This is a genomic window from Microbulbifer maximicatervae (SeqCode), from assembly GCF_052468155.1.
The window spans coordinates 3,434,191-3,455,967 of record NZ_CP174335.1 but is presented as its reverse complement, the minus strand read 5'-3'; the positions used below and the strand labels follow the sequence as shown (position 1 = coordinate 3,455,967).

Sequence of the window (21,777 nt, the reverse complement as noted above, 5' to 3'; positions counted from 1 at the left end):
TTATTTTGGCCCGCAGCGACGCCCCAAAACCAGAACAAACTCTAACTCGTAGCAATGGAGATGTATTTTGCGCCGAATACTCTTAGCCGCTCTCAGCCCATTACTGATATTTGGCTGTAGCCTCGATGATCTTCCCGATGATTTGAATCAGTCAACTATCAAGTACGATAAGGAAATGCGTTACCTGGTAGAGGATATCAGCGCCTACGCCAAGGGCATCAACCGTCACTTTCTCATCGTACCCCAGAATGGGGTTGAGTTGATTACTACGACAACCACTACCACTGGTCCCGTCGATGAAGCCTACCTGGATGCCACAGACGGCATTGCACAAGAGGCCCTCTTCTTTGGCGCAAATGGTGTTGTCAACGAGCCCACCAGCGAGTCAGAAACCAAGCGCCTGCAAACTTACCTGGACTTGGCGAAAGATGAAGGGGATACAATCCTAATCACGGACTTCACCAATATTGAGCGGGATATTCAAGAGTCATATGAGAATAACGAAGAGGCTGGGTATATTTCTTTTGCCGCAGATAGCGAACTCCTGAACGATGTACCGCTATATCCCGATGAGCCCTTCAATGTTAACTCTCTGGACATTGATGACCTTGAGGAAGCCAAAAACTTTATCAATATCACCAATACCAGCAACTACTCTACGCCTCAAGATTTCATCGATAAACTAAGTGAAACCGATTACGACATATTGATAATCGACTTTTTCTTTGACGGTGAACCTTACACAGAAGAACAAATTGAGCAGCTCAGGGTAAAAGAAAATGGTGGGCGCCGCCTAGTGCTGGCCTATGTCAATGTCGGCGAGGCACAAGACGATCGTTATTACTGGAAATCCTATTGGTACAACACCCCTCCCGAATGGCTACTGGGGGAAATATCCGGCGAGCCAGGTAATTACTACGTAAAGTACTGGCAGGAGGGCTGGCAGAAAATTATCTTCGGCAACGATGATTCTTATATTTATATGATCGTTGATGCAGGATTCGATGGGGCCTATATGGATGGAATCGATGCATTTGAATACTTCGATTCCGACGATGAGTAATCATTAGGCCCCAACGCTTCACTCAGCGGGCATCAGGCCTGCTGAGTTTCCTTATATTGAGTCACATACTGGGAAAGTCGCCCGGACATTTCCTCTGCCAATTTTTGCAGAGCGTTGAGCGGGCGTATCATCACCTCAAACTCAATAATCTTGCCTTCATCATTAAAGCGGATAATATCCAATCCCTTCAGGCTCTTATCACCGATGGAGGCTGCGAATTCAAGAGCCAGATCGTGTCCCGATTCGGTAGTAAATTCACGGTCGTATTCAAAACTCTCAAAAACCTGCATCACCGTATTGAGAATCAGGCACACAGCAGCGGAGCTGTGGTAGGGCTTAAAAAATGCCGGTGAACGAAAAACAGCATCTTCTGCAACGATCGCTGGTAAGCGACTCAGATCTCGCGCAGCGACCATCTCGTGCCATAGGGCAATAGATTCCGCTATTTTATTATTGGAATTGTTCATTGGAGACTTCCTCTTCACTCACTTGTTTTTGTAAAAATTCTCTCCCATCAGCACACCCCAACTCGTAAGTTTTTTGGGCTAGCTCAGGATTTGTGTAATCCCAAACACTGATGAATGGCGGTTTCGAGGGCTGGACATAAGTCCAATCCTGATCGCCTTTGCGCTGTGTAAATATGTCCGGGAACTGATCGTAACGACGGGTCAACAACACCAGCACCCTTCCCTTTCCATTATCCAGCCCTGCCACAGGGATGTTATCTACCACCCCACCATCGAGTGCTGTTCGCCCCCGCAACTTAAGTCTTGGGGTGAATGGCGGCGTACAGGAGGAGCACAAAATCAGGTCCACCAACTCCTCAATACTGGAACAATCCCGGGCTCGATAAAATTGCTGCTTAAAACCTAAGCGCTGGGCGATCTTGGGGTGAAGGCTGCGTAAAAAATGCTTATCGGCATAGTAGGCCATGGCCCCCACTCCAAAAGCCAAACCCCCAGATAGGCCTTTTGGTGGGTGAACAACCGCAATTCGCAACTCTGCGCCCTGCTGAAGGGTCTCCAGTCCATCGCGAAACAGCTCTAACATCGCATTGCGGTAGATTCCATATTGGGGGAACACAGGTTCTTTACCAAAAAGGTTTCCCCAATAAGCATTTTTTTCATTAGTCTCGAACGCAGTCCAGAAATGCTCTCGAGCCTCCTCCGTCTTACCCATCAGCACCAGGCTCGACATTAGGCCCCCTGCCGAAACCGCAGTAACCACCTTCGGAGAAAGACTAATTTCGTTGGCTATGGACTCCCAAAAGCCAATCTGCCAGGTACACCGCCCACCACCACCGGCAAAAACAACTTGGTCAAACATGATCGCGCTTCCCTGCAGCAGCCTTCCGACTGGAACTTCCTGAGTCCATTCTGTGTTTTACATCCTCTCAAGTGCAGTTTCAGGCCGCTCTTTGCGTTACCGCCAACACTTTTGACCAATTAGTTTCAGCCTTCATGATGACATATTGATGACGACAACAATATGCAACTAATTGCATAAGCTAATCGAATCACAAGCATTGTGCAACTGATCGTCTTGATCCTGAACTCACTGAATACTCAAATTTCCACCAGGCGTTCCTTACCGGACACAAGCGCATCAAGAAAGGCATAACCGTCTGCAACCCCAATTTTCAAGGTGTGCCTCATCGCACTGGGGTCAGCAAAATTCCACATCCCGATGGGCAACGGACTGGAAGGCTGAACATAAGTCCACACCTGATCCCCCCTTTGCACACTGAAACTGTTCGGTAGGTGTGGAAAGCTCCCTGTATCCAAAATCAGAACCCGCCCTTTGCTAGCATCCAAGCCGGCGACCGGAGCATTACCTACCAGAGCTCCATCCAGCACCTCTGCACCATCAAGCGACAACCTTGGGGATATGGGGGGGGCACAGCAGGAACTCAAAATAAGCTGCTCAAGATCTGTCCCATCTTTGCATTTACTCACGGGGTGAAACATTTGGCGGAACCCAAGATGTAACGCTGTATTTGGATGCAAGTCGTGAAAGATGTGTTTGTTAGAGTAGAAAATTGCCAGCCCCAGCGTTAGAGCGAGAGGCACAGGCAACCATTCCGGGGGATAAGTCACTGCAATTCTGAGGTCGGCAGATTGACGCAGAGACTCAAGACTATCGTGAAAAAATTCATGTACCCCTTTGCGATAGATCTCAAAGTGCGGAAAAATTGGTTCTTTGCGGAATGAATTATTCCAGTAGAAATTCCTTTCATTTTTTTTGCAAACAGAGTGAAAGTAATTAACACCCTCACGGCAGCGATCCGTAAGCATGAGTGCCGCTACCATGCTGCCTCCGGATGCAGCACAAACAACTTTCGGCCGGATCGGTAATTCGCGACTTAGGGATAACAAAAAACCAAGCTGCCAAGTGCAACGGCTTCCACCGCCACCAAAAACCATTTGATCAAACATGACGACACCCTCTAAAAAAGGCTATCGAAATAGATACGGGTATTTTTGATTTTAATTTTAGGCAGGAGTTTTTGTCTCTATCGCCACCAAGCGTTAAAGCGAGATCACAGTTAATGGCTCTCTCCCAACTATTACGCATCACAATCAGCGAACCTGCCAACCACCTTGATACAAATAGATATAAAAAAGGCTTCACTTTTCAAACCAACTAGGCATTGAGACTAAAGGTGTCTTTATCTCAACACTCAGTGCAAACCTATGAGTAACTTTAAGATCGTAACCTTCCAATCAGTAATTCAAGATATCCCCAGTCACATCAGGGAGGACTCTCAATTAACCGCCCTTCGCCACTCAGTGCCGCTAAAAATGCACGGCCATCTGCAATCCCCATACGGAAAGTATCTTTCACCTCTTCCGGACTGGCAAAATCCCAAACATTAAGTGGAACATGTCCAGAGGGCTGAACATATGTCCATTCCTGGTTAAATTTTTGTACCGTAAAACGGTCCGGCAGCTGCGGGAAACGTCGGGTTAGCAAAATAAGCACCCGTCCTTCACCAGTATCCAGCCCACCAATAGGCACACTATCTACAACCCCTCCATCCAATACCTCTGCACCGCCCTGCTTCAGACGCGGTGTCAGAGGTGGCGTGCAGGATGAAGTAATAACCAGCTTCTCTAACTGGGACGGATCTGAACAGTGACGAACTTTATAAAAAGATTGGCGGAAGCCCAATTTAAGTGCAGTAGTGGGGTGAAGGTTCGGGAAAATATAAGTATCAGAGTAATCAATCGCAGCTCCAATCATTAATGCGATTGGACCAGGCAGCCATTTCGGCGAAGTACTGACTCCTATACGTAGGTCTGCGGCTTCCCTAAGTTGATCAAAGCCTCCAGAAAATAAGTCGCTTAATGCTCGCCGATAAATTGTATAGTGCGGGAATACTGGGTCCTTGCGAAACATATTGCCCCAATGGATATTTTTCCCATTGGACTTAAATGCCGAAACGAAGTAATCCACCCCGTCGAGTGACCTGTCCATCAGAACCAGGCTGGCAACCAGGGAGCCAGCGGATACTGCACTGACCACCCGAGGTGCCAGATCAATTTCCTTTGCAACCGACTCCCAAAAGCCGATCTGCCAGGTACAGCGCACGCCGCCACCGGCAAACACCACTTGGTCAAACATAGATTGTTCTTCCCTGGAGTTGGCGCACAAGCAATCACTAGCATGACCAATCACTGGATCGCTGCACCGGCACTTTACATTGCCCCAGCGCCTCAAAAGCACCGAGGAATATTTCAAATATATACAGTGTGGGAGTAGTTCGTAGGGAGGCTTACGCGGGATCTAACCTGAGAGGTTCACTGCAATAAAAAAGGCGAACACAAGGTTCGCCTTTTTCTTTTGAGCCACTTGGCCGACTCAGAATGGTCTCAGGAACTCAGTAGTAAGCCTGGGACTTGTCGGTGTGGTCAGTAATATCTTTCACGCCTGCTAATTCGGGGATTTTCTCTTTGAGAGTCTTTTCCACGCCTTCCTTTAAGGTCATATCAACCATGCCACAACCCTGACAGCCGCCACCAAACTTCAACACAGCAAACATATCCTCGGTCACTTCTACCAGGCTTACCTGGCCACCGTGAGCTGCCAGGCCCGGATTAACCTCGTTGTACAAAACATAGTTAATACGATCCTGGATAGGGCTGTCGTCAGTAATTTTCGGCATACGGGAGTTGGGCGCGCGAATCGTCAACTGCCCGCCCATCTTGTCCGAAGAGTAATCAACCCGAGCATCATCCAGATAGGGAACGCTGCGCCCTTCGAAGTAAGCTTTGAGACCGTTCATTTCCAACATCACATCACCTTCTTCCTCCTCTCCCGGGCGGCAGTAGGCGATACAGGTCTCGGCGTTAGGCGTGCCGGGACTGGAAACAAACATGCGAATGGCAATTCCCTCACAGTCCTGTTTGGCCAACAGCTCTTTCAGGTATTCCTGAGCGGGTTCAGTAATAGTGACATTCAAATCAGACATATAGGCTCTCAAATAACCAAGCTTCTTTGTCGGGTATTCTACTCTCAGAAAGACTCAAGGGAAACCGGTCAGTTGGAACCCTTTCGACCGACCGGCCTCACCACTCTCCTAGGTGGGGATAAATCCCATAAGAGTCTGGGCGGTTTCCTCTGAAGAGGCCGGATTTTGACCAGTTACCAGTTTGCCGTCTACCACTACGTAGGGTGCCCAATCACCACTTTTGGAGTAGTTTCCACCATTTCCCTTGAGCATATCCTCAACCAGGAAAGGCACGACATCCACCAGTTCAACCGCAGCCTCTTCCGAGTTGGCAAACCCGGTCACACCTTTTCCCGACACCAGGTAAGCGCCATCCTGACGGCGTGTATGACGGAAAATGCCCGGAGCATGGCACACAGCACCGATCGGCTTGTCTGCGGCAAAAAAGTTCTCAATCAGTGCAATTGAGACCGGGTCTTCCGCAAGATCCCACAAGGGACCATGGCCACCGGGATAAAAGACTGCATCAAAATCAGACTCATTCATATCAGCCAATTTGTGGGTATTGGCCAGAACCTGCTGAGCATCGGCGTCAGCCTGAAAGCGATGAGTCGCCTCCGTCTGAAAATCTGGCTCATCACTCTTAGGATCGAGAGGCGGCTGCCCGCCTTTTGGAGAGGCCAGGGTCACTTCAGCACCGGCGTCCTTGAAGGTGTAGTAAGGTGCGGCAAACTCCTCCAGCCAAAACCCCGTTTTCTTACCGGTATTCCCCAGTTCATCGTGGGAAGTCAGAACCATCAGTATTTTCATATTTCTGTCCTTATAAACTTTGTCAGCTTTGCTTCAATCATCATTTCCTATGCGCACAACTAACTTGCCGAAGTTCTTTCCTTCCAGAAGCCCGATAAATGCATTGGGTGTTTCTTCCAACCCTTCGACCATATCCTCAAGATATTTAATACTGCCTTCGGCAACCCACTGGCTTAATGTACGCACCGCTTCATGAAAACGTTCGTAGTAATCGAAAATAATAAAGCCTTGGATTTTCAAGCGTTTGGTCAGTACATCCCGCATTAACAAACTGGTGCGATCCGGGCCTTGCGGCAATGAGGTTGCGTTGTACTGAGAGATAAGCCCACATACAGGAATCCGCGCAAAATCATTTAATAGCGGTTGCACCGCATCAAAGACCTTGCCACCAACACTTTCAAAATAGATATCGATACCCTCAGGGCAAGCCGCAGCCAATTGATCGACAAAATCTTCGGCGCGGTGATCCAGGCACAGGTCGAAGCCCAACTCCTCTACCGCATAGCGACACTTTTCCTCACCTCCAGCAACACCGATTACCCGGCACCCTTGCAACTTGCCGATTTGTCCAACTGTTGCCCCCACAGGACCGGTAGCAGCTGCAACTACCAGAGTCTCTCCTTCTTTTGGCTCCCCAATTTCCAGCAAGCCAAAGTAGGCGGTGATTCCCGGCATACCCAGCACTCCCAGGGAGAAGGAGGGGTAATCCGGATTTTTACCCAAGTTAATCAACCCGGTACCATCAGAAATGGCATAGTCCTGCCAGCCGCTATAACCGAGTATCCAATCCCCCTCCTCGAATCCATTCAATCGGGACTCAACCACACGGCTCACCGTCCCTCCAACCATGGTCTCTCCCAGTGAAACAGGCTCTGCGTAGGACTTCGCATCACTCATTCGCCCCCTCATATAGGGATCGAGCGATAGGAATACTGTGCGCAACAGCACCTCGCCGACCTCCGGCTTGACCACAGGGGCATGCTCCAGGCGGAAGTTATCTGTCGTCGGGGCACCTTCAGGGCGGGATGCCAATACCAGGCGGCGGTTTATATCGCTCGATTGCATTCTCTATTCTCCATAACTTCGTAAAATGGAAGTCAAAGTCGCCAAATTAGACCGGTCGTCTAGAAAGGCGCCATAAAAATACCCGCAACGGTTTTCCCCTCGCGGGCTCAGTAAAAAACTCAGTGTTTCCCCAGTATCTCCTGGGTCGCCAGCATCGCCTCTGCCATTGGCGTATCGTTGCGGTTTAACTTGGCCAACAGGCTGGCTCCCAGCCACAGCTGGTACAAGGAAGCTGCGGTGGCACGGGCATTGAGGGTGCTAGGCAGAGAACCGTCTTCCCCTGCCAGCTCGATACAATTCTGGAGCTTCTGAATAATATGCTCAGTCCCATCTCTGAGGATAACCCGCATCGATTCAGACAGGTCTGCCACCTCAGCGCTAAGCTTAACCACCAGGCAGCGGTGTGCATCGTAACGCTCCCCACTACTCTTCTGCCAAGCATCAAAATAGGCCAATAAATTATCGGCGGCAGATTGATCCCGGGAGGAAAAGCCAACGTCCATCTGTTCCAGGTAGCTGCGAAAATAATCTTCCAGCAGAGCCTCGCCAAATTGCTCCTTGGACTTAAAGTAGTGATAAAAGGATCCCTTTGGCACACCGGCGGTTTTGAGAATTTCACTCAAACCCACACCGGAGAAACCTTTTACGGCCATCACGGTGTAACCGGTATCCAACAAATGTTGGCGAGTATCTTCATAGCTGCTTTTCATGCCTATCACTCTACGCAAAACTAGACCGGTCGTCTAGGGATTTATAGTGATTAGGCGCTGTGAAGTATCTATAAATTGCTCAACTTTATTCAAAACTGCTCTGTTATTGTGGTGGAACAACCCAAAAGGCGTAAGTCGCAGCCGGTGAGTGGGCGTGACTGTGCTAAGATTGGCGCCATTCCCACCATCGGCAAAAGATCGACAATATAAGGATTGGTAAATGTCCCAGCAGTCCCGCGACCAACGTCTCGAGCAAATTAATGCCGCGCTTGCGCAGCGTATCCTGATCCTGGATGGCGCTATGGGGACGATGATCCAGAGGGAGAAGCTGGAAGAGGCCGATTACCGGGGTGAGCGCTTCGCCGACTTCCCACGCGATTTGAAAGGCAATAACGACCTGCTCAGCCTGACCCGCCCGGAGCTGATCGAAAAGATTCACAGGGAGTACCTTGAGGCGGGCGCGGACATTATCGAAACCAATACTTTTAACGCGACCCAGCTGTCCCAATCTGATTACGATATGGAACACCTGGTGGTAGAGATCAACCGGGCCTCCGCAGAGATCGCGCGCCGTGCAGCAGATGCACTCTCTACCCCAGAGCGCCCGCGCTGGGTAGCCGGGGTCATCGGCCCCACTTCCCGCACCGCCAGTATTTCACCAGACGTCAATGATCCAGGGGCACGCAATGTCACTTTCGATGAACTGGTAGAAAACTATGTAGAAGCGGGCCGTGCTTTGGTCGAAGGCGGCAGCGACCTGATCTTAATCGAAACCATTTTTGACACCCTCAATGCCAAGGCCGCTATCTATGCCATGCAGCAGCTCTTTGAGGAGCTGGGTTTCGAACTGCCAATTATGATTTCCGGCACCATTACCGATGCCTCTGGCCGCACCCTTTCCGGCCAGACGACCGAAGCTTTTTACAATTCCGTTGCCCACGCAAAGCCAATTTCTGTGGGGCTCAACTGTGCCCTGGGCGCCACCGAATTGCGCCCTTATGTGGAAGCCTTATCGGGCGCCTGTACCTCTAATGTCTCCGCCCACCCCAACGCGGGATTGCCCAATGAGTTTGGCGAATACGACGAAACCCCTGAGCAGACCGCCGCAATCGTAGCGGAATTTGCCCGCAGCGGATTTATTAATATCCTCGGCGGCTGTTGTGGCACCACCCCCGATCATATTCGTGCAATTGCCGACGCAGTGGCCGATATACCCCCACGACAGCAGCCGGAAATAAAACCTGCTCTGCGCCTGTCCGGACTGGAGCCATTTGTCGCCGATGAAAACGCCTTATTCGTCAATGTGGGCGAGCGTTGCAACGTCACTGGCTCCGCCCGATTTAAGCGCCTGATCCTTGAAGAGGACTACGACACCGCCCTGCAAGTGGCTGCCGCCCAGGTAGAGGATGGGGCGCAGGTAATCGACTTCAATATGGATGAGGCGATGCTGGATGCACTCGCCGCTATGCGCCGCTTCCTCAACCTTGCCGCTACCGAACCGGATATCGCCAAGGTGCCATTTATGGTGGACTCCTCCAAGTGGGAGGTGATCGAGGCCGGCCTGCAATGCATCCAGGGCAAGCCCATTGTGAACTCCATCAGCCTCAAGGAAGGCAAAGAGGAGTTTATCGAAAAGGCTCAACTGTGCCTGCGCTACGGTGCAGCTGTGGTGGTGATGGCTTTTGATGAAGATGGCCAGGCGGATACTTTCGAGCGCAAAATTGAGATCTGTAAGCGCAGCTACGATGTGCTGGTCGATGAAGTCGGCTTCGATCCCACCGATATTATTTTCGACCCGAATATTTTTGCTGTCGCCACCGGTATTGAGGAGCACAATAATTACGCAGTGGACTTTATCGAGGCGTGCCGCTGGATTCGCGCAAATCTCCCCGGCGCCCAGATCAGTGGCGGCGTCTCCAACGTTTCCTTCTCTTTCCGGGGCAACAATCCGGTACGTGAAGCCATTCATTCAGTATTCCTGTTTCACGCTATTAAAGCCGGCCTGAATATGGGTATCGTGAACGCCGGACAGCTGGCGGTTTACGACGAACTCCCAGAGGAGCTGCGGGAAAAAGTTGAGGATGTGATCCTCAACCGCAGCCCGGATGCCACTGAAGCCCTGTTGGACATTGCCCCCAAATACCAGGGGGATGGCAGTGGAGCCGTGCGCAAAGAGGACCTGAGCTGGCGCAAATTGCCCGTGAAGGAACGCTTGGCACACTCCCTTGTGAAAGGCATTAACAACTATATCGAGGAAGATACCGAAGAGGCCCGCGCAAGTTCCTCACGCCCACTGGATGTGATCGAAGGTCCACTGATGGACGGTATGAATATCGTCGGCGACCTGTTTGGCGAAGGGAAAATGTTCTTGCCCCAGGTAGTGAAATCCGCCCGGGTTATGAAACAGGCGGTAGCCTACCTGCAACCCTATATTGAAGCGGAAAAAACCGAAGACAGCCGCTCCAACGGCCGTATCCTGATGGCCACTGTTAAAGGGGATGTACACGATATCGGCAAAAATATTGTGGGCGTGGTGCTGGCCTGCAACAACTATGAAGTAATCGACCTCGGCGTGATGGTGCCAGCGGAAACCATTTTGCAAACTGCAAAGGAAAAGGAGTGTGACATTATCGGCCTGTCCGGCCTGATCACCCCGTCCCTGGATGAAATGGTTCACGTAGCCGCCGAGATGGAGCGCCAGGGGTTCGATATCCCATTGTTGATCGGCGGAGCCACCACCTCCAAAGCCCATACCGCCGTAAAAATTGATCCTCAATTCCACCGCAACCAGGTGGTGTATGTAGCCGATGCATCCCGCGCCGTAGGCGTGGCCAGCAGCCTGATTTCCAATGAGCTGCGCCCAGCCTTTGTGGAAAAAATCCAGGCCGAGTATGACAAGGTGCGCACCCGCACCGCCAACCGCAAGCGCAATGACACCCGCTTAACCTACGAGGAAGCGCGGGATACTGCCCCGGAATTTGATTGGAAAAACTACCAGCCAGCACGACCCAACAAGCTGGGCCTTACCGTGATCGACGATTTCCCTCTGGAGAAACTGCTCGACACTATGGACTGGACGCCTTTCTTTATTTCCTGGGATTTGGCGGGTAAATTCCCGGCAATCCTTGAAGACGAAATTGTGGGAGAAGCCGCTACCGACCTCTACGACAACGCCCAGCGCATGTTGAAAGAGATTATCGATAAAAAGCTATTGCGCGCACGGGCCGTATTCGGCCTATGGCCAGCCAATAGCGTCGGCGACGATATCATCGTCTACAAGGATGAAAGCCGCAGTGAGGAGCTGGCTCGCCTTCACCATATGCGCCAGCAGGTACAGAAACGCGGTGGCGATGGCCTGTGCCGCTCCCTGGCAGATTTCGTCGCGCCGCTGGAGTCCGGCCAAATAGACTATGTGGGCGGCTTCGCGGTTACCACTGGCATCGGCGCAGACGAGTTAGCAGACACCTACGAAGCCAAGCACGACGATTACAACGCCATTATGGTAAAGGCCCTGGCAGACCGTATGGCAGAGTCCTTTGCTGAGACACTGCACCGTTTGGTGCGAAAAGAATATTGGGGCTATGCCGAAGACGAAACCCTCAGCAATGAGGAGCTGATCAAGGAAGCCTACCAGGGCATCCGCCCAGCCCCGGGCTATCCAGCCTGTCCCGATCATTCGGAAAAAGCTACCCTGTTCAAATTGCTACAAGCGGAGCAAAATGCAGGCGTCAGCCTTACCGAGCACTTTGCCATGATGCCCGCAGCTGCGGTGAGCGGTTGGTACTTCGCCCACCCCCAGGCAAAGTACTTCAATGTGGGCAAGATCGGCAGGGATCAGTTGCAAAGCCTGGCTAAACGAAAAGGGGTCAGCGAACCGGAATTGGAGCGCTGGCTACGTCCCAACCTCGAGGAGTGAGCCTGTGGAAGATAATAATAAGAAAGCGAAAAAGCCCAATTTCGGCCAGGTGGTAGTCAGTACCCTGGCCGCCGCGATTGGCGTGCAGAGTGATAAAAACCGCGAAAGGGATTTTCAAAGTGGCAGTATTATGACGTACGTTATTGCCGGCGTTGTTTTTACCGCCGTATTTGTAATCGGGTTGGCTCTAATTGTGAAAATAGTACTCGGCAATATGGGTTAAAAGCGCAGAGTGCTTTCCATCAGCTAGCAGCTACACAAATAAGCTGAGCGAAATGTCTATCGCTAATGCCCGGGACTACACAACTCCGGGCCAGCGGCGGGCTAGCGCGTGGCCACCCAAAAAACACAGGTGACTACGAAAATTGCGACCAGTGCTACAGCAGCAATTGCATCCACTACATTATCGTCTTCAGAAACTACAGCTACTTCATCATTCATCGAATCTCTCCGATCGTTCTTTATTGTTATTTAAAGTAGTTGGGCCGCTGGATGCGGCAACCCAAGTAGAGCAAATCAAGTCATCAGTTGCAAGGCGGGGCCGGCAAACAACCTTACCAACCCAACTGCCACTCTACGCCTGCCCGGAATAGAGAGCGATATGAAACCCTCCGGTGAGAGCCTGGCCAGTCTTAGCAACCTGTGTACGGCTGTTAACATCGACATTCAGATTGCCCCATTTATTTGGGGAAACTGACATAATTCCATTAACACCTTTGCCCTTGTTAACACTCGTCATATTGCAAAACACCACGGCTCCACCACCACTCTTGTTCGTCGCCAGAGAACCTGGACTCGGGCTTGAGCCATCGGAAATCAGAATATGTACATCGACAGTTTTACCACCTAGCGAGTTTTTTAGAATCCTATTGTTATGATCCAAACAAATATCAATGCCAAATGTTAAGCCCTTGTACGAAAAAGTACTGTCACTTGCCTTGGTCGAAAAAGCATCATCCGTCTGATACTTATCATTGCCAACTTTATATTTCTTCAGCAGGAAATTGCCACCGGCCAGGATAGGAGCAATGCTCAAGTAAGATGCTGAAGAAAAACATCCACCACCTTTTGTATAAGCAATAGTCCCTGCAACAATCAGAATGTTCGGGTACTGACGGGAAGCTCTGCGCAGGCCGGAATAAATATCACTCTTGGAGCCCTTGCTTAAAGAGTCGATGTGATTAGTTTTTGCTTTAGAGGCATACCCTGAAAAGTAATACTCCGGCGCAACCAACATCTTGATGTATTTATCGTCGGAGTACTCTTGCATCATGGCTTTAGCGCGAGCCAACGCCCCCTCAAACACATCGAAATTACTGTTACTCACACCAGTAAACTTTGATGAATCATCAAACTCAATCATCGCCGCAAGGATATCTTTAGCCATCCCGCTTACCTCTTATATTTTTTTAGGAATTCACTCACTGACTTACCCACTGACCAGCCTCATATGTGACTGGCGATTCGCACTTTATATCACCGCAAGTAAACTGAGAGGCGGTATCAATTCACAGCTAACTGAATTAGCGTCGATTTGCCAGGGCCCCGAAGTGGAGTCGCTACACTCAACAGGTAAGTTGCGGCTAAAAAACAGACAGGGCGGCATAGATAGCCATTACTCCAACGCTCCTCGAATCTGCAACAACAGACAAGCACTATGCTGATAAATCTCTCTTATAACTATTGGTTACAGATATAGCGGAAAATATTGTTATTTATTGCATAAGAGCGCTGGTATGTTATGCGCCAGCGGAGAATCGTCCGGGGCCTGCCCCTTTCTCCACCATCAGCGCACAAAGGCAATGGAATCAAGCTGTTATGTATCGATACGACGACCGGGACCGCGCCATCATCAACGATCGCGTAGCCCAGTTCCGCGGCCAAACGGAACGTTACCTTGCCGGCGAGTTGAGCGAGGAGCAATTCCTGCCGCTGCGCCTGCAAAATGGCCTCTATATTCAGCGACTGGCCCCCATGTTGCGTATTGCCGTTCCCTACGGCCTACTCAACAGTGCCCAGTTACGCCGTCTCGCTCGCGTAAGCCGCGACTACGATAAAGGCTACGCCCACTTCACTACGCGCCAGAACCTCCAGTACAACTGGCCGCAGCTGGAAGATGTACCCGCTATTCTCGATGAACTGGCGGAAGTGGAAATGCACGCGGTACAAACCAGCGGCAACTGTATCCGAAATACCACCTCGGACCCCTACGCCGGCATTGCGCTCGACGAAATTGCCGACCCGCGCCCCTACTGCGAGCTGATTCGCCAGTGGTCTACATTCCACCCAGAATTCGCTTTCTTACCGCGCAAGTTCAAGATCGCCGTCAGTGGTTCAGAGCAGGACCGCGCCGCCATCCGCGTACACGATATCGGTGTACAGATCGTCAAGCGCGGTGAAGAAATTGGCTTCCAGGTTTTGGTAGGTGGCGGTCAGGGCCGCACACCGGTTATTGCCGAGACCATCCGCGACTTCCTGCCGGAGGAAGACCTGCTCTCTTACCTTGAAGCGATTGTCCGCGTTTACAACCAGCTGGGTCGTCGCGACAACAAGTACAAAGCGCGCATTAAAATTCTGGTCAAGGCCCTCGGCCCGGAAGAGTTCGGCCGCCGCGTGGAAGAAGAGTGGCAACACATTAAAGACGGCGCTGAAAAGTTAACCCAGGAAGCATTGGATTGGGCTAAATCCTTCTTCACTGCCCCGGAATATCGCGAGTTTGACGGATCAGCTGCTGAAGCTGCACTGCAACTCCAAGCCGACAGCGACAAAGCCTTTGCCCGCTGGCTTGAACGCAACACCTACCCGCACCGGGTACCCGGTTATCGCGCGATTAAGTTGTCCACCAAACCCACTGGTGTACCCCCAGGTGATGTAACCGATACCCAATTAGAGGCTATTGCTGATCTTGCCGATACTTTTAGCTTTGGTGAAGCTCGGGTAACTCACGACCAGAATGTGGTACTCGCAGACGTCGAACAGGACAAACTATTTGAACTCTGGCAACAGACCCGCAAGCACGGCTTCGCCACACCGAATATCGGCACCCTGACCGATATGATTTGCTGCCCCGGCGGTGACTACTGCTCACTTGCCAACGCCAAGTCCATCCCAGTAGCCGAAGCCATCCAGCGTCGCTTTGACGATATGGACTACCTGTACGACCTGGGTGACCTCAACCTCAATATCTCTGGCTGTATGAATGCCTGTGGCCACCACCACGTGGGACATATCGGGATCCTCGGCGTCGATAAAAAAGGCGAAGAGTTCTACCAGATTCAGCTGGGCGGCAGTGCATCCAACGAGGCCAGCCTGGCTAAAGTATTGGGCCCCAGTTTCTCCCGCGCTGAAGTGCCAGACGTGATCAGCAAAATCCTCGACCTCTATGTCGAGCAACGCCAAACGGAAGAGCCCTTTATCGACACCTACAACCGCATCGGCCTTCAGCCCTTCAAGGAGAGAGTTTATGCCAAAGCCAGCTAAACTGGGCCCACAGCCGGGCAACCCCGCAGAACTGATCATCGATGGTGAGGTAAAGACCAACGAATGGCAGCTGGTACCCCAACTGGAAGCGGGAGAGGAGTTGGACCCAAGCACCCTGCCCTCCGGCAAAATTATCCTGCCACTGCGACAGTGGCTGGCGCATCGCGATGCGCTGTCATCCCGCAGTGACGAAGTCGGTGTTTGGCTGGACAGTGAAGAAGGTGCCGAGCAGATTGCGGAAGAAGCTCCCAAATTGCCGGTAATTGCCGTGCACTTCCCGGCATTTGCCGACGGTCGAGGCTTTACCGCCGGACGTATGCTGCGCGAGCGCTACAGCTTTACCGGAGAGTTACGCGCAGTAGGCGGATTTATGCGAGACCAGCTGACCTATTTACAACGCTGCGGCTTCAATGCCTACGCATTTGAAGGTGAGCAGCCTCTGGCAAGCCTTAAAGACTCGATGAGCGATTTTGGCGATAGTTACCAAACAGGGGTAGACCAACCGCTGCCCATGTTCCGTCGCCGCTTCTAAAGCTCAATTTAGACCTCTGAATACTCAGAGGTCTAAATTTCCACTTCCATCACGCCTCCAGCCCCAATCCATTAAGTGCAAACTCCAAAGAGGGTTCCACCTCCTTGAGTTCTCGCCCGGATCGCAATACCGATGCTGTGCCATGCAACAAGGTAATCAGGTACATAGCGCACTCCTCGGCACGCCGATCCAGCCCTATAGCCTGGGACTCTTTATCAAAACGAAACAAGTCAACCAGTTGCTTTACCGCTTCTGCGTCAGCAGCTTTTAAAGCGTCAATGGCATCAGAAGGCAAAGCATCACCGGCAGTTTCCGATAATCCAAACGCCAGATAACAACCCCTCGGGGTTCCCTCCCCGGCCTGTCCTTTAACGGTAGCCAGCAAATAACTATGCAATCGCTGCCGCAACGGCACTCCCTCTTCCGTTAGGAACTGCATACGATCTTTGGCATATCTATCCAAGTATTGCCCCAATGAAAGAACAAACAGTTTCTCTTTATTGCCAAAGGAAGAATACAGACTGGGCTTATTAATCCCCATAGCCTTGGTCAGGTCAGCCATTGAGGCGCCCACATAGCCCTTTTTCCAAAAGACTTTCGTTGCTGATTCCAGCGCATGCGCCTTATCAAACTCCGGCTTGCGTCCCGCCATTGGCAATCTCCCAAAAATTGTTTTGACAATATTGTACCGATCGGTAAGACTTAGCTCAAACCTTACCGATCGGTACAATATTGATCAACCCTTCACAGGAGAACGGAATTGAGCATTTCAATCGAAGGAAAAACTGCCCTTGTAACTGGAGCAAACCGCGGAATTGGCAAGGCAATTGTTGAGCGCTTTCTCGACGGTGGCGCAAAAAAAGTCTATCTGGCCGTGCGCAACCCAGAGACAACGACAGAACTGACAGAAAAATATGGCGACAAAGTAATCACATTGGAACTCGATGTGGCAAAAGCCCAAAGTGTAGGGGCGGCGGCAAAGGCGATTCAGGAATTGGATATTCTGGTGAACAATGCCGGGGTACTTGCGCCTGCAGACCCGCTTAGCGACCATGTAGAGGACTCCCTTAAGCAGGAACTGGAAGTGAATACCTTTGGGCTTGTCCGTGTAGCCAAAGCATTCACCCCCCATTTGGAAAAGAGCAAAGGCGCCCTGGTACAAATGAATTCGGTCGTATCCTTGCGTACCTTCCCACACGTTAGCACCTATTCCGCATCCAAAGCCGCCAGCTACGCAATTACCCAGGCACTTCGAGAAACGCTTCAGGAGCGAGGCGTACAAGTATTGAGTGTTCACCCCGGCCCCATCAAAACAGATATGGCCAAACAGGCTGGGCTGGAGGACGGAGAATCCCCCAGTGCAGTGGCTGAGGAAATTGTTGGCGCGCTAAAAAATGGGGATTTTCACCTCTTCCCGGATGCCATGTCGCAGACTTTTGAAGCCGCTTATCAGAGCTTCTCTGATTCGGTGATCACCGCAGACCTTAGCGAATAACACGGCCGAAGATTGTCTGAGTAAGAAGTAAAACAAGCCTCGAAGGAACCCGATCTAGGGTTCTTTCAAGAGGCTGGAAAATTCCTCTGAAGCCATAACGGGTACAAACTCAGTGATCGTAAAAGTCGACGCCCCATGTTTTGTGAAAGGGTCTTCTTCCAGAACCTTTCGCAGCTCTTCCTCAGAGGGATGACGTGAAATAATTATCGCGCCAGTTCTAGGTTCTTTCGCTCCCCCAAAAAGCAGGTCCCCCGACTTGTAGTGTCCTTCCAGGTAGCTCACATGCTCCGCCATTAACTCTGGAGTCAGTTTTTTAAGATCCGGGAAATTCAAGTTCACTAAAAACATAACATCTCCCCCCTCCTTAGGGGCTATATATCAACTCTTTACACCACTTTAAGCTTGTAGAAATAGCCTCCACCAATCTAATAGATAGCAAATCTTTCCACCTTGGCGATAGAGGATAATCCCCAAGTAGCAGCTTAAATGGAAACCATCGGAGATTGATGATCGGGCATCATTTAATTTAATGGTGCCATCAAGTACCTTTCCTTAGGCAATAGTGCTAACTAGACGATACTTCAGATTAATCAAGTTACATGTGGCCTGAAGAGCTTCATCTGCCTTCCAGGCTATGGTATCCCCCTCAAAGCCACATACCAAACTCCCCTCAAAACATTTGGGGATTAATGAGATGGCACTCCCTCTTTGAGCTCACTCTTAAGACTGTTAATGCGAACTCATCTTTAGAAGGTGTAAAAACTGCTCAGAGGCCATAACAGGCTCAAATTCAGTTAGCGAATAAACTGCCACTCCACTTTTTATAAAAGGGTCCTCATCAAGCACTCTCCGCAATGCTTCTTCACTGTTGTGGCGAGAAACAATAACCCCTCCAGTCCTGGGGTTTTTCCTTCCTCCAAAGAGCAAACTTCCAGACTTGTACTCTCCTTCCAGATAAAGCCTATGCTCCGCAGTCAGTTCTGGGGTTAGCTTTTTCATATCCTTAAAATGCATATCCACTAAAAACATACCCATTCCCTCTTCTCTAAAAATACCATAAAATTGATACTGATTTCGTAGCAACTGTAACGCTACTAATTTAGAAGCGCAAGAACTATGGCAACTCCTCTACCGAAAAAAACTGTCAGAGGCTCGACTAGCGGCATAGCCATCATGGCTGTATTCGATCTGCTCGGGCGAAAATGGAATATGAGAATACTGTGGGAACTGAGGAACACACCCCGGAGCTTCAGGGAACTCCAAGCCCAGTGTGATGCCATGTCCCCTTCGGTACTAAATACAAGAATCAAACAGTTGAGTGAAGCTAAATTGATTAATAAGTGTACGAACGGATATCAACTGACAGATCTGGGAGTTTCGTTAATGGAAACCCTTGATCCACTGAGGGAATGGGCTAATAACTGGGAGGAATCCCTCAAGGCCTAATAGACACTCTGTAAAAGCCAAAACCCAAGAGCCTTGCAGCCTAGATGCCGCTGGGTTCTTGGAGGCAGGTCAACAATCGCGAAAAAATGGACTAAACCGATGGGGCAGTCTCATTATCACTCGCATCATGCGCTAGCGAAAACGAATAATATTTATCGCCGCGCAAATCAAATCTACGAATAATTCTGCCAAACAATGCACCTGCTCACCATCAAGGGTAAAGGAGGGTTCAATCTCTTTAGAAGTCAACAAACCACTGCTCTTAAGGGCACTCTTATGAGTTACCTTTTTGTGCCCGTAAGCAGCGAGTCACGGGGATTGCAGGGAGATAAATTGAGAGAAATGTGATTTTCAGAAGTTTCCTTAATCCAAAAACAGCTGTGCGCTACATCCCCTACTTTTGATTGTTAAGGTCACATTTCTGGCATTTTTTCAAATTTTTGTAATTCCGGGTCCATATAGTCCCAAGATGCACCACTACCAGCATATACCACCATTGTCGGGTTGAATTGCTCCAGATCATGAAGACTTCCAGCGCGGATAAATTCAAACTGCGGCATACCGCTATTTTCCGCATAAATATGCGAACCGCAGCGAGGGCAAAAACCTCTCCTTACTGTATTGCCGCTATCTGTCTGCTTCTCATGAAATGCAAGATCGCCGCTAATGGCTAAGCTTCCGCGAGGAATAGCTATGTTAGCGATGTGTCCAGCCCCGCTAATTTTCTGACAATCTTTACATTGGCAATGACCCGCCATTACCGGCTCTTCAGAGCAAGAATAACTAATATAACCGCACAGGCATTCTCCAGATATTTTGGACATAAATTTTCCCTGTTACTTACGAAGTTGAAGCAACCTTAGCCTAAATCAATAACTTCAACTTCGCAAGTAACTAGGCTAGTATTTCATTTTCTGGCAGTAAGAGTGTGAGCATGAGTCCTGATAATCAATTTTTACGTTCGAGATGCCCTATCGTGAACGGACTGGACGTATTCGGCGATAAATGGACATTAGTTATTCTAAGAGACTTACTGTGTGGTAAAGAGACCTATAGCGAGCTAGCTGACTCACCAGAAAAAATACCAACCAACAGACTCGCAGAAAGATTAAAAATGCTAGAAGCAGAGGGAATGTTGGTGAGGGAACAATATCAATCAAAGCCTAAGCGATATAAGTACCTGCTAACACAGAAAGGCAAAGATGTCTTACCGATTCTTCAGGCAATCGCCAAATGGGGAAATACATATTTTGAAGGCTCATGGATTCCCCCGAAGTGGTTTATGGAAACCTAACCCTTTGATTCGGGGCCAGAAGCGCAACAATTCCGCAGGACCAAGCTAAGCTGAAAATTTAGCAATAACAGCAACTTTTATGCATTTTTACTCCGAAATTGCTCTCCATAAATGGCCAGAAGCTTATGATATTGACTCTGCCTGTTATGCTCCCCCCCAATCTCATTAAGAAACCCTCCTGAATCACTAACGAACCTGGCGGCAGCTGATACTAAGAGTATACTTTTTTACTGGAACACTTTTGCCCCTAACGGCCCGGCAGCTCAGTGCCGCCAAACTCTATGGATTAGCTCATCTATAGAGACAAAATAGACTGAACCGCTGCGACAACCTCATTATCACTCGCATCATGTGCTAATGAAAATGAATGATATTCATCGCCCCGCAGACCAAATCTGCGATCAATTTCAGCCAAACAGTGCACCTGTTCACCATCAACGATAAAGGAGAGTTCAATCTCTTTTGAAGTCAACAAGCCACTACTCTTAAACTCTATCTCCTGGTAGCAACCAGACCGGGAGACAAAATTGTTTCCACGCAAATGCCCCTTTTCAACATCCGCTTTTACCATTTTAAAGCCACTTTCCTCGATCATGGAAAGTACCTTCTCTACAACAGGTAAAGGTCTTATCCGCAAGGGGTCCCTGTCTTTCGGGTCCAGCGCAAAATCAATATCCAGGGAAGTTTCCAGCCATACATAGCTTTTATTTTTACGGGTGTTTAAAACAGTAACCGGCGTCTCTTCATGCAACGCCAACTGAAAAGGAACTTCCCGGCTCTCTCCAGCGCCAATAGTGAAAGGGTCCTGTACCTGTAATTCATTCAGTACAAAACGCTCATGGCTTACCCCTTCATCGGTCTCCACCTTGATCTCGGTGCAGAGCTTTAAACTTATAGCATCCACCTGCTGGTCGATATCACCACCAATGATATGGATAGCCCCTTCAATGATTCCACCCTGAACTTGCTCAGAGTTTTGTAGAACTGTATCAACTTTAGCTGCACCAATACCTATTGACGCTTTGAGTTTTTGAAACATAGACATACTTGGGGTACTCACCTAACCAAACAACCTGGCCTTAAAATATGGACTTCAACCTATTTCTTAGCCCAATAAATAGAGTCCAACATTAACATAAATCCAATTTAGGTAATACCAGGCCCAATAAGTTCATTTATGTCTTGAACTTCTACATAAATAATTGATAACACCCATACCTACCTCTACCAGGCTCAGGGAGAGTTTGCCTGATTAAAAAGAGATATTTTTATTACATATTTCCCCAACAATAAAAAATTCAATGCTTGAATAAGGCCACTTACTTTTTCTAAATGTGTCATTTTTCGTTGGAATATCGGCAAAATCCTAACTGTTGTTAAGAAAATTCCAGCAGTACCATAGTATCTGAGCCCTATTTATACCGAAGAAGTAAAAATATGATCAGAAATAATTTCAAAATCACACCCTCTCACACCTTCATCATGCTGCAAGGGCTAGACCACTATCTGCAGCACC

Annotated in this window: 22 protein-coding genes; 8 read left to right on the top strand and 14 right to left on the bottom strand. The window is 49.6% G+C overall.

The features are described 5' to 3' along the window. Nucleotides 1-67 precede the first annotated feature (67 nt). Nucleotides 68-1,063, top strand: a complete 996-nt coding sequence (locus ACJJIY_RS14835) for an endo alpha-1,4 polygalactosaminidase (protein ID WP_444905518.1) — start codon at nt 68-70, stop codon at nt 1,061-1,063. 32 nt (nt 1,064-1,095) lie between these two features. Here ACJJIY_RS14835 and ACJJIY_RS14830 read toward each other — a convergent pair whose 3' ends face one another. The 8 genes from ACJJIY_RS14830 to ACJJIY_RS14795 all read right to left on the bottom strand — a co-directional run bounded on the left by ACJJIY_RS14830 (nt 1,096) and on the right by ACJJIY_RS14795 (nt 8,098). Beyond that, the gene (locus ACJJIY_RS14830; RefSeq protein WP_413665513.1) at nt 1,096-1,530 is read right to left on the bottom strand and encodes a nuclear transport factor 2 family protein; all 435 of its coding nucleotides are present in this window, start codon (nt 1,528-1,530) and stop codon (nt 1,096-1,098) included. After that, nucleotides 1,514-2,389 (bottom strand): patatin-like phospholipase family protein, encoded by an 876-nt coding sequence (locus ACJJIY_RS14825; RefSeq protein ID WP_444897564.1) that lies wholly within the window; start codon nt 2,387-2,389, stop codon nt 1,514-1,516. The genes ACJJIY_RS14830 and ACJJIY_RS14825 overlap by 17 nt, the downstream gene beginning before the upstream one ends. A gap of 239 nt (nt 2,390-2,628) precedes the next feature. Continuing rightward, complete coding sequence (locus ACJJIY_RS14820; protein WP_444897565.1) at nt 2,629-3,498, bottom strand: patatin-like phospholipase family protein; 870 nt, start codon at nt 3,496-3,498, stop codon at nt 2,629-2,631. 316 nt (nt 3,499-3,814) lie between these two features. Then, on the bottom strand, nt 3,815-4,687 hold the full coding sequence (locus ACJJIY_RS14815) for a patatin-like phospholipase family protein (protein ID WP_444897566.1): 873 nt from the start codon (nt 4,685-4,687) through the stop codon (nt 3,815-3,817). 256 nt (nt 4,688-4,943) lie between these two features. Next, nucleotides 4,944-5,534 carry a Fe-S biogenesis protein NfuA gene (nfuA, locus tag ACJJIY_RS14810; RefSeq protein WP_282933143.1) on the bottom strand — a complete coding sequence of 197 codons (591 nt, stop codon included), beginning with the start codon at nt 5,532-5,534 and terminating at the stop codon, nt 4,944-4,946. A 108-nt stretch (nt 5,535-5,642) separates the two neighbouring features. After that, on the bottom strand, nt 5,643-6,323 hold the full coding sequence (locus ACJJIY_RS14805) for a type 1 glutamine amidotransferase domain-containing protein (RefSeq protein WP_282933144.1): 681 nt from the start codon (nt 6,321-6,323) through the stop codon (nt 5,643-5,645). Between the two features lie 33 nt (nt 6,324-6,356). Then, a complete protein-coding gene (curA, locus tag ACJJIY_RS14800; RefSeq protein WP_444932977.1) occupies nt 6,357-7,388 on the bottom strand; it encodes an NADPH-dependent curcumin/dihydrocurcumin reductase in 1,032 nt (343 codons plus the stop codon). Nucleotides 7,389-7,507: 119 nt separating this feature from the next. Then, on the bottom strand, nt 7,508-8,098 hold the full coding sequence (locus ACJJIY_RS14795) for a TetR/AcrR family transcriptional regulator (RefSeq protein WP_444905524.1): 591 nt from the start codon (nt 8,096-8,098) through the stop codon (nt 7,508-7,510). Between the two features lie 220 nt (nt 8,099-8,318). On the opposite strand from ACJJIY_RS14795, the gene metH reads away from it, so the two are divergent. Both metH and ACJJIY_RS14785 read left to right on the top strand, forming a co-directional pair. Next, nucleotides 8,319-12,014 (top strand): methionine synthase, encoded by a 3,696-nt coding sequence (gene metH / locus ACJJIY_RS14790; RefSeq protein ID WP_445358191.1) that lies wholly within the window; start codon nt 8,319-8,321, stop codon nt 12,012-12,014. Between the two features lie 4 nt (nt 12,015-12,018). Then, complete coding sequence (locus ACJJIY_RS14785) at nt 12,019-12,237, top strand: DUF2970 domain-containing protein (RefSeq protein ID WP_413665506.1); 219 nt, start codon at nt 12,019-12,021, stop codon at nt 12,235-12,237. Nucleotides 12,238-12,588: 351 nt separating this feature from the next. Here the strand turns inward: ACJJIY_RS14785 and ACJJIY_RS14780 are convergent, their stop codons facing one another. Further along, the gene (locus tag ACJJIY_RS14780) at nt 12,589-13,401 is read right to left on the bottom strand and encodes a carbon-nitrogen hydrolase family protein (protein WP_444912854.1); all 813 of its coding nucleotides are present in this window, start codon (nt 13,399-13,401) and stop codon (nt 12,589-12,591) included. Between the two features lie 431 nt (nt 13,402-13,832). Here ACJJIY_RS14780 and ACJJIY_RS14775 point away from each other — a divergent pair, with 431 nt between their 5' ends. Both ACJJIY_RS14775 and ACJJIY_RS14770 read left to right on the top strand, forming a co-directional pair. Beyond that, nucleotides 13,833-15,494 carry a nitrite/sulfite reductase gene (locus tag ACJJIY_RS14775; protein WP_445358190.1) on the top strand — a complete coding sequence of 554 codons (1,662 nt, stop codon included), beginning with the start codon at nt 13,833-13,835 and terminating at the stop codon, nt 15,492-15,494. Beyond that, on the top strand, nt 15,478-16,026 hold the full coding sequence (locus ACJJIY_RS14770) for a DUF934 domain-containing protein (protein WP_444897573.1): 549 nt from the start codon (nt 15,478-15,480) through the stop codon (nt 16,024-16,026). Before ACJJIY_RS14775 ends, ACJJIY_RS14770 begins: the two co-directional genes overlap by 17 nt. 49 nt (nt 16,027-16,075) lie before the next feature. Here the strand turns inward: ACJJIY_RS14770 and ACJJIY_RS14765 are convergent, their stop codons facing one another. Next, a complete protein-coding gene (locus ACJJIY_RS14765; RefSeq protein ID WP_413665502.1) occupies nt 16,076-16,678 on the bottom strand; it encodes a TetR/AcrR family transcriptional regulator in 603 nt (200 codons plus the stop codon). A gap of 108 nt (nt 16,679-16,786) precedes the next feature. Between ACJJIY_RS14765 and ACJJIY_RS14760 the strand changes: the two genes are divergently transcribed. Beyond that, a complete protein-coding gene (locus ACJJIY_RS14760) occupies nt 16,787-17,521 on the top strand; it encodes an SDR family oxidoreductase (RefSeq protein ID WP_444897575.1) in 735 nt (244 codons plus the stop codon). A gap of 54 nt (nt 17,522-17,575) precedes the next feature. Here ACJJIY_RS14760 and ACJJIY_RS14755 read toward each other — a convergent pair whose 3' ends face one another. Then, entirely contained in the window at nt 17,576-17,869 is a 294-nt protein-coding gene (locus tag ACJJIY_RS14755; protein WP_444927586.1) for a YciI family protein, read from the bottom strand. 381 nt (nt 17,870-18,250) lie between these two features. Further along, nucleotides 18,251-18,550 carry a YciI family protein gene (locus ACJJIY_RS14750; RefSeq protein ID WP_444905530.1) on the bottom strand — a complete coding sequence of 100 codons (300 nt, stop codon included), beginning with the start codon at nt 18,548-18,550 and terminating at the stop codon, nt 18,251-18,253. Between the two features lie 87 nt (nt 18,551-18,637). Between ACJJIY_RS14750 and ACJJIY_RS14745 the strand changes: the two genes are divergently transcribed. After that, a complete protein-coding gene (locus ACJJIY_RS14745) occupies nt 18,638-18,967 on the top strand; it encodes a winged helix-turn-helix transcriptional regulator (protein ID WP_444927584.1) in 330 nt (109 codons plus the stop codon). Nucleotides 18,968-19,380: 413 nt separating this feature from the next. On the opposite strand, the gene ACJJIY_RS14740 is transcribed toward ACJJIY_RS14745, so the two are convergent. Continuing rightward, a complete protein-coding gene (locus ACJJIY_RS14740; RefSeq protein WP_444927583.1) occupies nt 19,381-19,791 on the bottom strand; it encodes a GFA family protein in 411 nt (136 codons plus the stop codon). Nucleotides 19,792-19,901: 110 nt separating this feature from the next. On the opposite strand from ACJJIY_RS14740, the gene ACJJIY_RS14735 reads away from it, so the two are divergent. Beyond that, on the top strand, nt 19,902-20,261 hold the full coding sequence (locus ACJJIY_RS14735; protein ID WP_445358189.1) for a winged helix-turn-helix transcriptional regulator: 360 nt from the start codon (nt 19,902-19,904) through the stop codon (nt 20,259-20,261). 295 nt (nt 20,262-20,556) lie between these two features. On the opposite strand, the gene ACJJIY_RS14730 is transcribed toward ACJJIY_RS14735, so the two are convergent. Then, complete coding sequence (locus ACJJIY_RS14730) at nt 20,557-21,306, bottom strand: sporulation protein (protein WP_445358188.1); 750 nt, start codon at nt 21,304-21,306, stop codon at nt 20,557-20,559. Between the last annotated feature and the right edge of the window lie 471 nt (nt 21,307-21,777).

What these genes read in the sequence shown, in the direction of transcription:
- ACJJIY_RS14830 (WP_413665513.1), bottom strand. Translation starts at nt 1,530, where the DNA reads ATGAACAATTCCAATAATAAAATAGCGGAATCTATTGCCCTATGGCAC.
- ACJJIY_RS14825 (WP_444897564.1), bottom strand. Translation starts at nt 2,389, where the DNA reads ATGTTTGACCAAGTTGTTTTTGCCGGTGGTGGTGGGCGGTGTACCTGG.
- ACJJIY_RS14820 (WP_444897565.1), bottom strand. Translation starts at nt 3,498, where the DNA reads ATGTTTGATCAAATGGTTTTTGGTGGCGGTGGAAGCCGTTGCACTTGG.
- ACJJIY_RS14815 (WP_444897566.1), bottom strand. Translation starts at nt 4,687, where the DNA reads ATGTTTGACCAAGTGGTGTTTGCCGGTGGCGGCGTGCGCTGTACCTGG.
- nfuA (WP_282933143.1), bottom strand. Translation starts at nt 5,534, where the DNA reads ATGTCTGATTTGAATGTCACTATTACTGAACCCGCTCAGGAATACCTG.
- ACJJIY_RS14805 (WP_282933144.1), bottom strand. Translation starts at nt 6,323, where the DNA reads ATGAAAATACTGATGGTTCTGACTTCCCACGATGAACTGGGGAATACC.
- curA (WP_444932977.1), bottom strand. Translation starts at nt 7,388, where the DNA reads ATGCAATCGAGCGATATAAACCGCCGCCTGGTATTGGCATCCCGCCCT.
- ACJJIY_RS14795 (WP_444905524.1), bottom strand. Translation starts at nt 8,098, where the DNA reads ATGAAAAGCAGCTATGAAGATACTCGCCAACATTTGTTGGATACCGGT.
- metH (WP_445358191.1), top strand. Translation starts at nt 8,319, where the DNA reads ATGTCCCAGCAGTCCCGCGACCAACGTCTCGAGCAAATTAATGCCGCG.
- ACJJIY_RS14780 (WP_444912854.1), bottom strand. Translation starts at nt 13,401, where the DNA reads ATGGCTAAAGATATCCTTGCGGCGATGATTGAGTTTGATGATTCATCA.
- ACJJIY_RS14775 (WP_445358190.1), top strand. Translation starts at nt 13,833, where the DNA reads ATGTATCGATACGACGACCGGGACCGCGCCATCATCAACGATCGCGTA.
- ACJJIY_RS14770 (WP_444897573.1), top strand. Translation starts at nt 15,478, where the DNA reads ATGCCAAAGCCAGCTAAACTGGGCCCACAGCCGGGCAACCCCGCAGAA.
- ACJJIY_RS14765 (WP_413665502.1), bottom strand. Translation starts at nt 16,678, where the DNA reads ATGGCGGGACGCAAGCCGGAGTTTGATAAGGCGCATGCGCTGGAATCA.
- ACJJIY_RS14755 (WP_444927586.1), bottom strand. Translation starts at nt 17,869, where the DNA reads ATGTTTTTAGTGAACTTGAATTTCCCGGATCTTAAAAAACTGACTCCA.
- ACJJIY_RS14750 (WP_444905530.1), bottom strand. Translation starts at nt 18,550, where the DNA reads ATGTTTTTAGTGGATATGCATTTTAAGGATATGAAAAAGCTAACCCCA.
- ACJJIY_RS14745 (WP_444927584.1), top strand. Translation starts at nt 18,638, where the DNA reads ATGGCAACTCCTCTACCGAAAAAAACTGTCAGAGGCTCGACTAGCGGC.
- ACJJIY_RS14740 (WP_444927583.1), bottom strand. Translation starts at nt 19,791, where the DNA reads ATGTCCAAAATATCTGGAGAATGCCTGTGCGGTTATATTAGTTATTCT.
- ACJJIY_RS14735 (WP_445358189.1), top strand. Translation starts at nt 19,902, where the DNA reads ATGAGTCCTGATAATCAATTTTTACGTTCGAGATGCCCTATCGTGAAC.
- ACJJIY_RS14730 (WP_445358188.1), bottom strand. Translation starts at nt 21,306, where the DNA reads ATGTCTATGTTTCAAAAACTCAAAGCGTCAATAGGTATTGGTGCAGCT.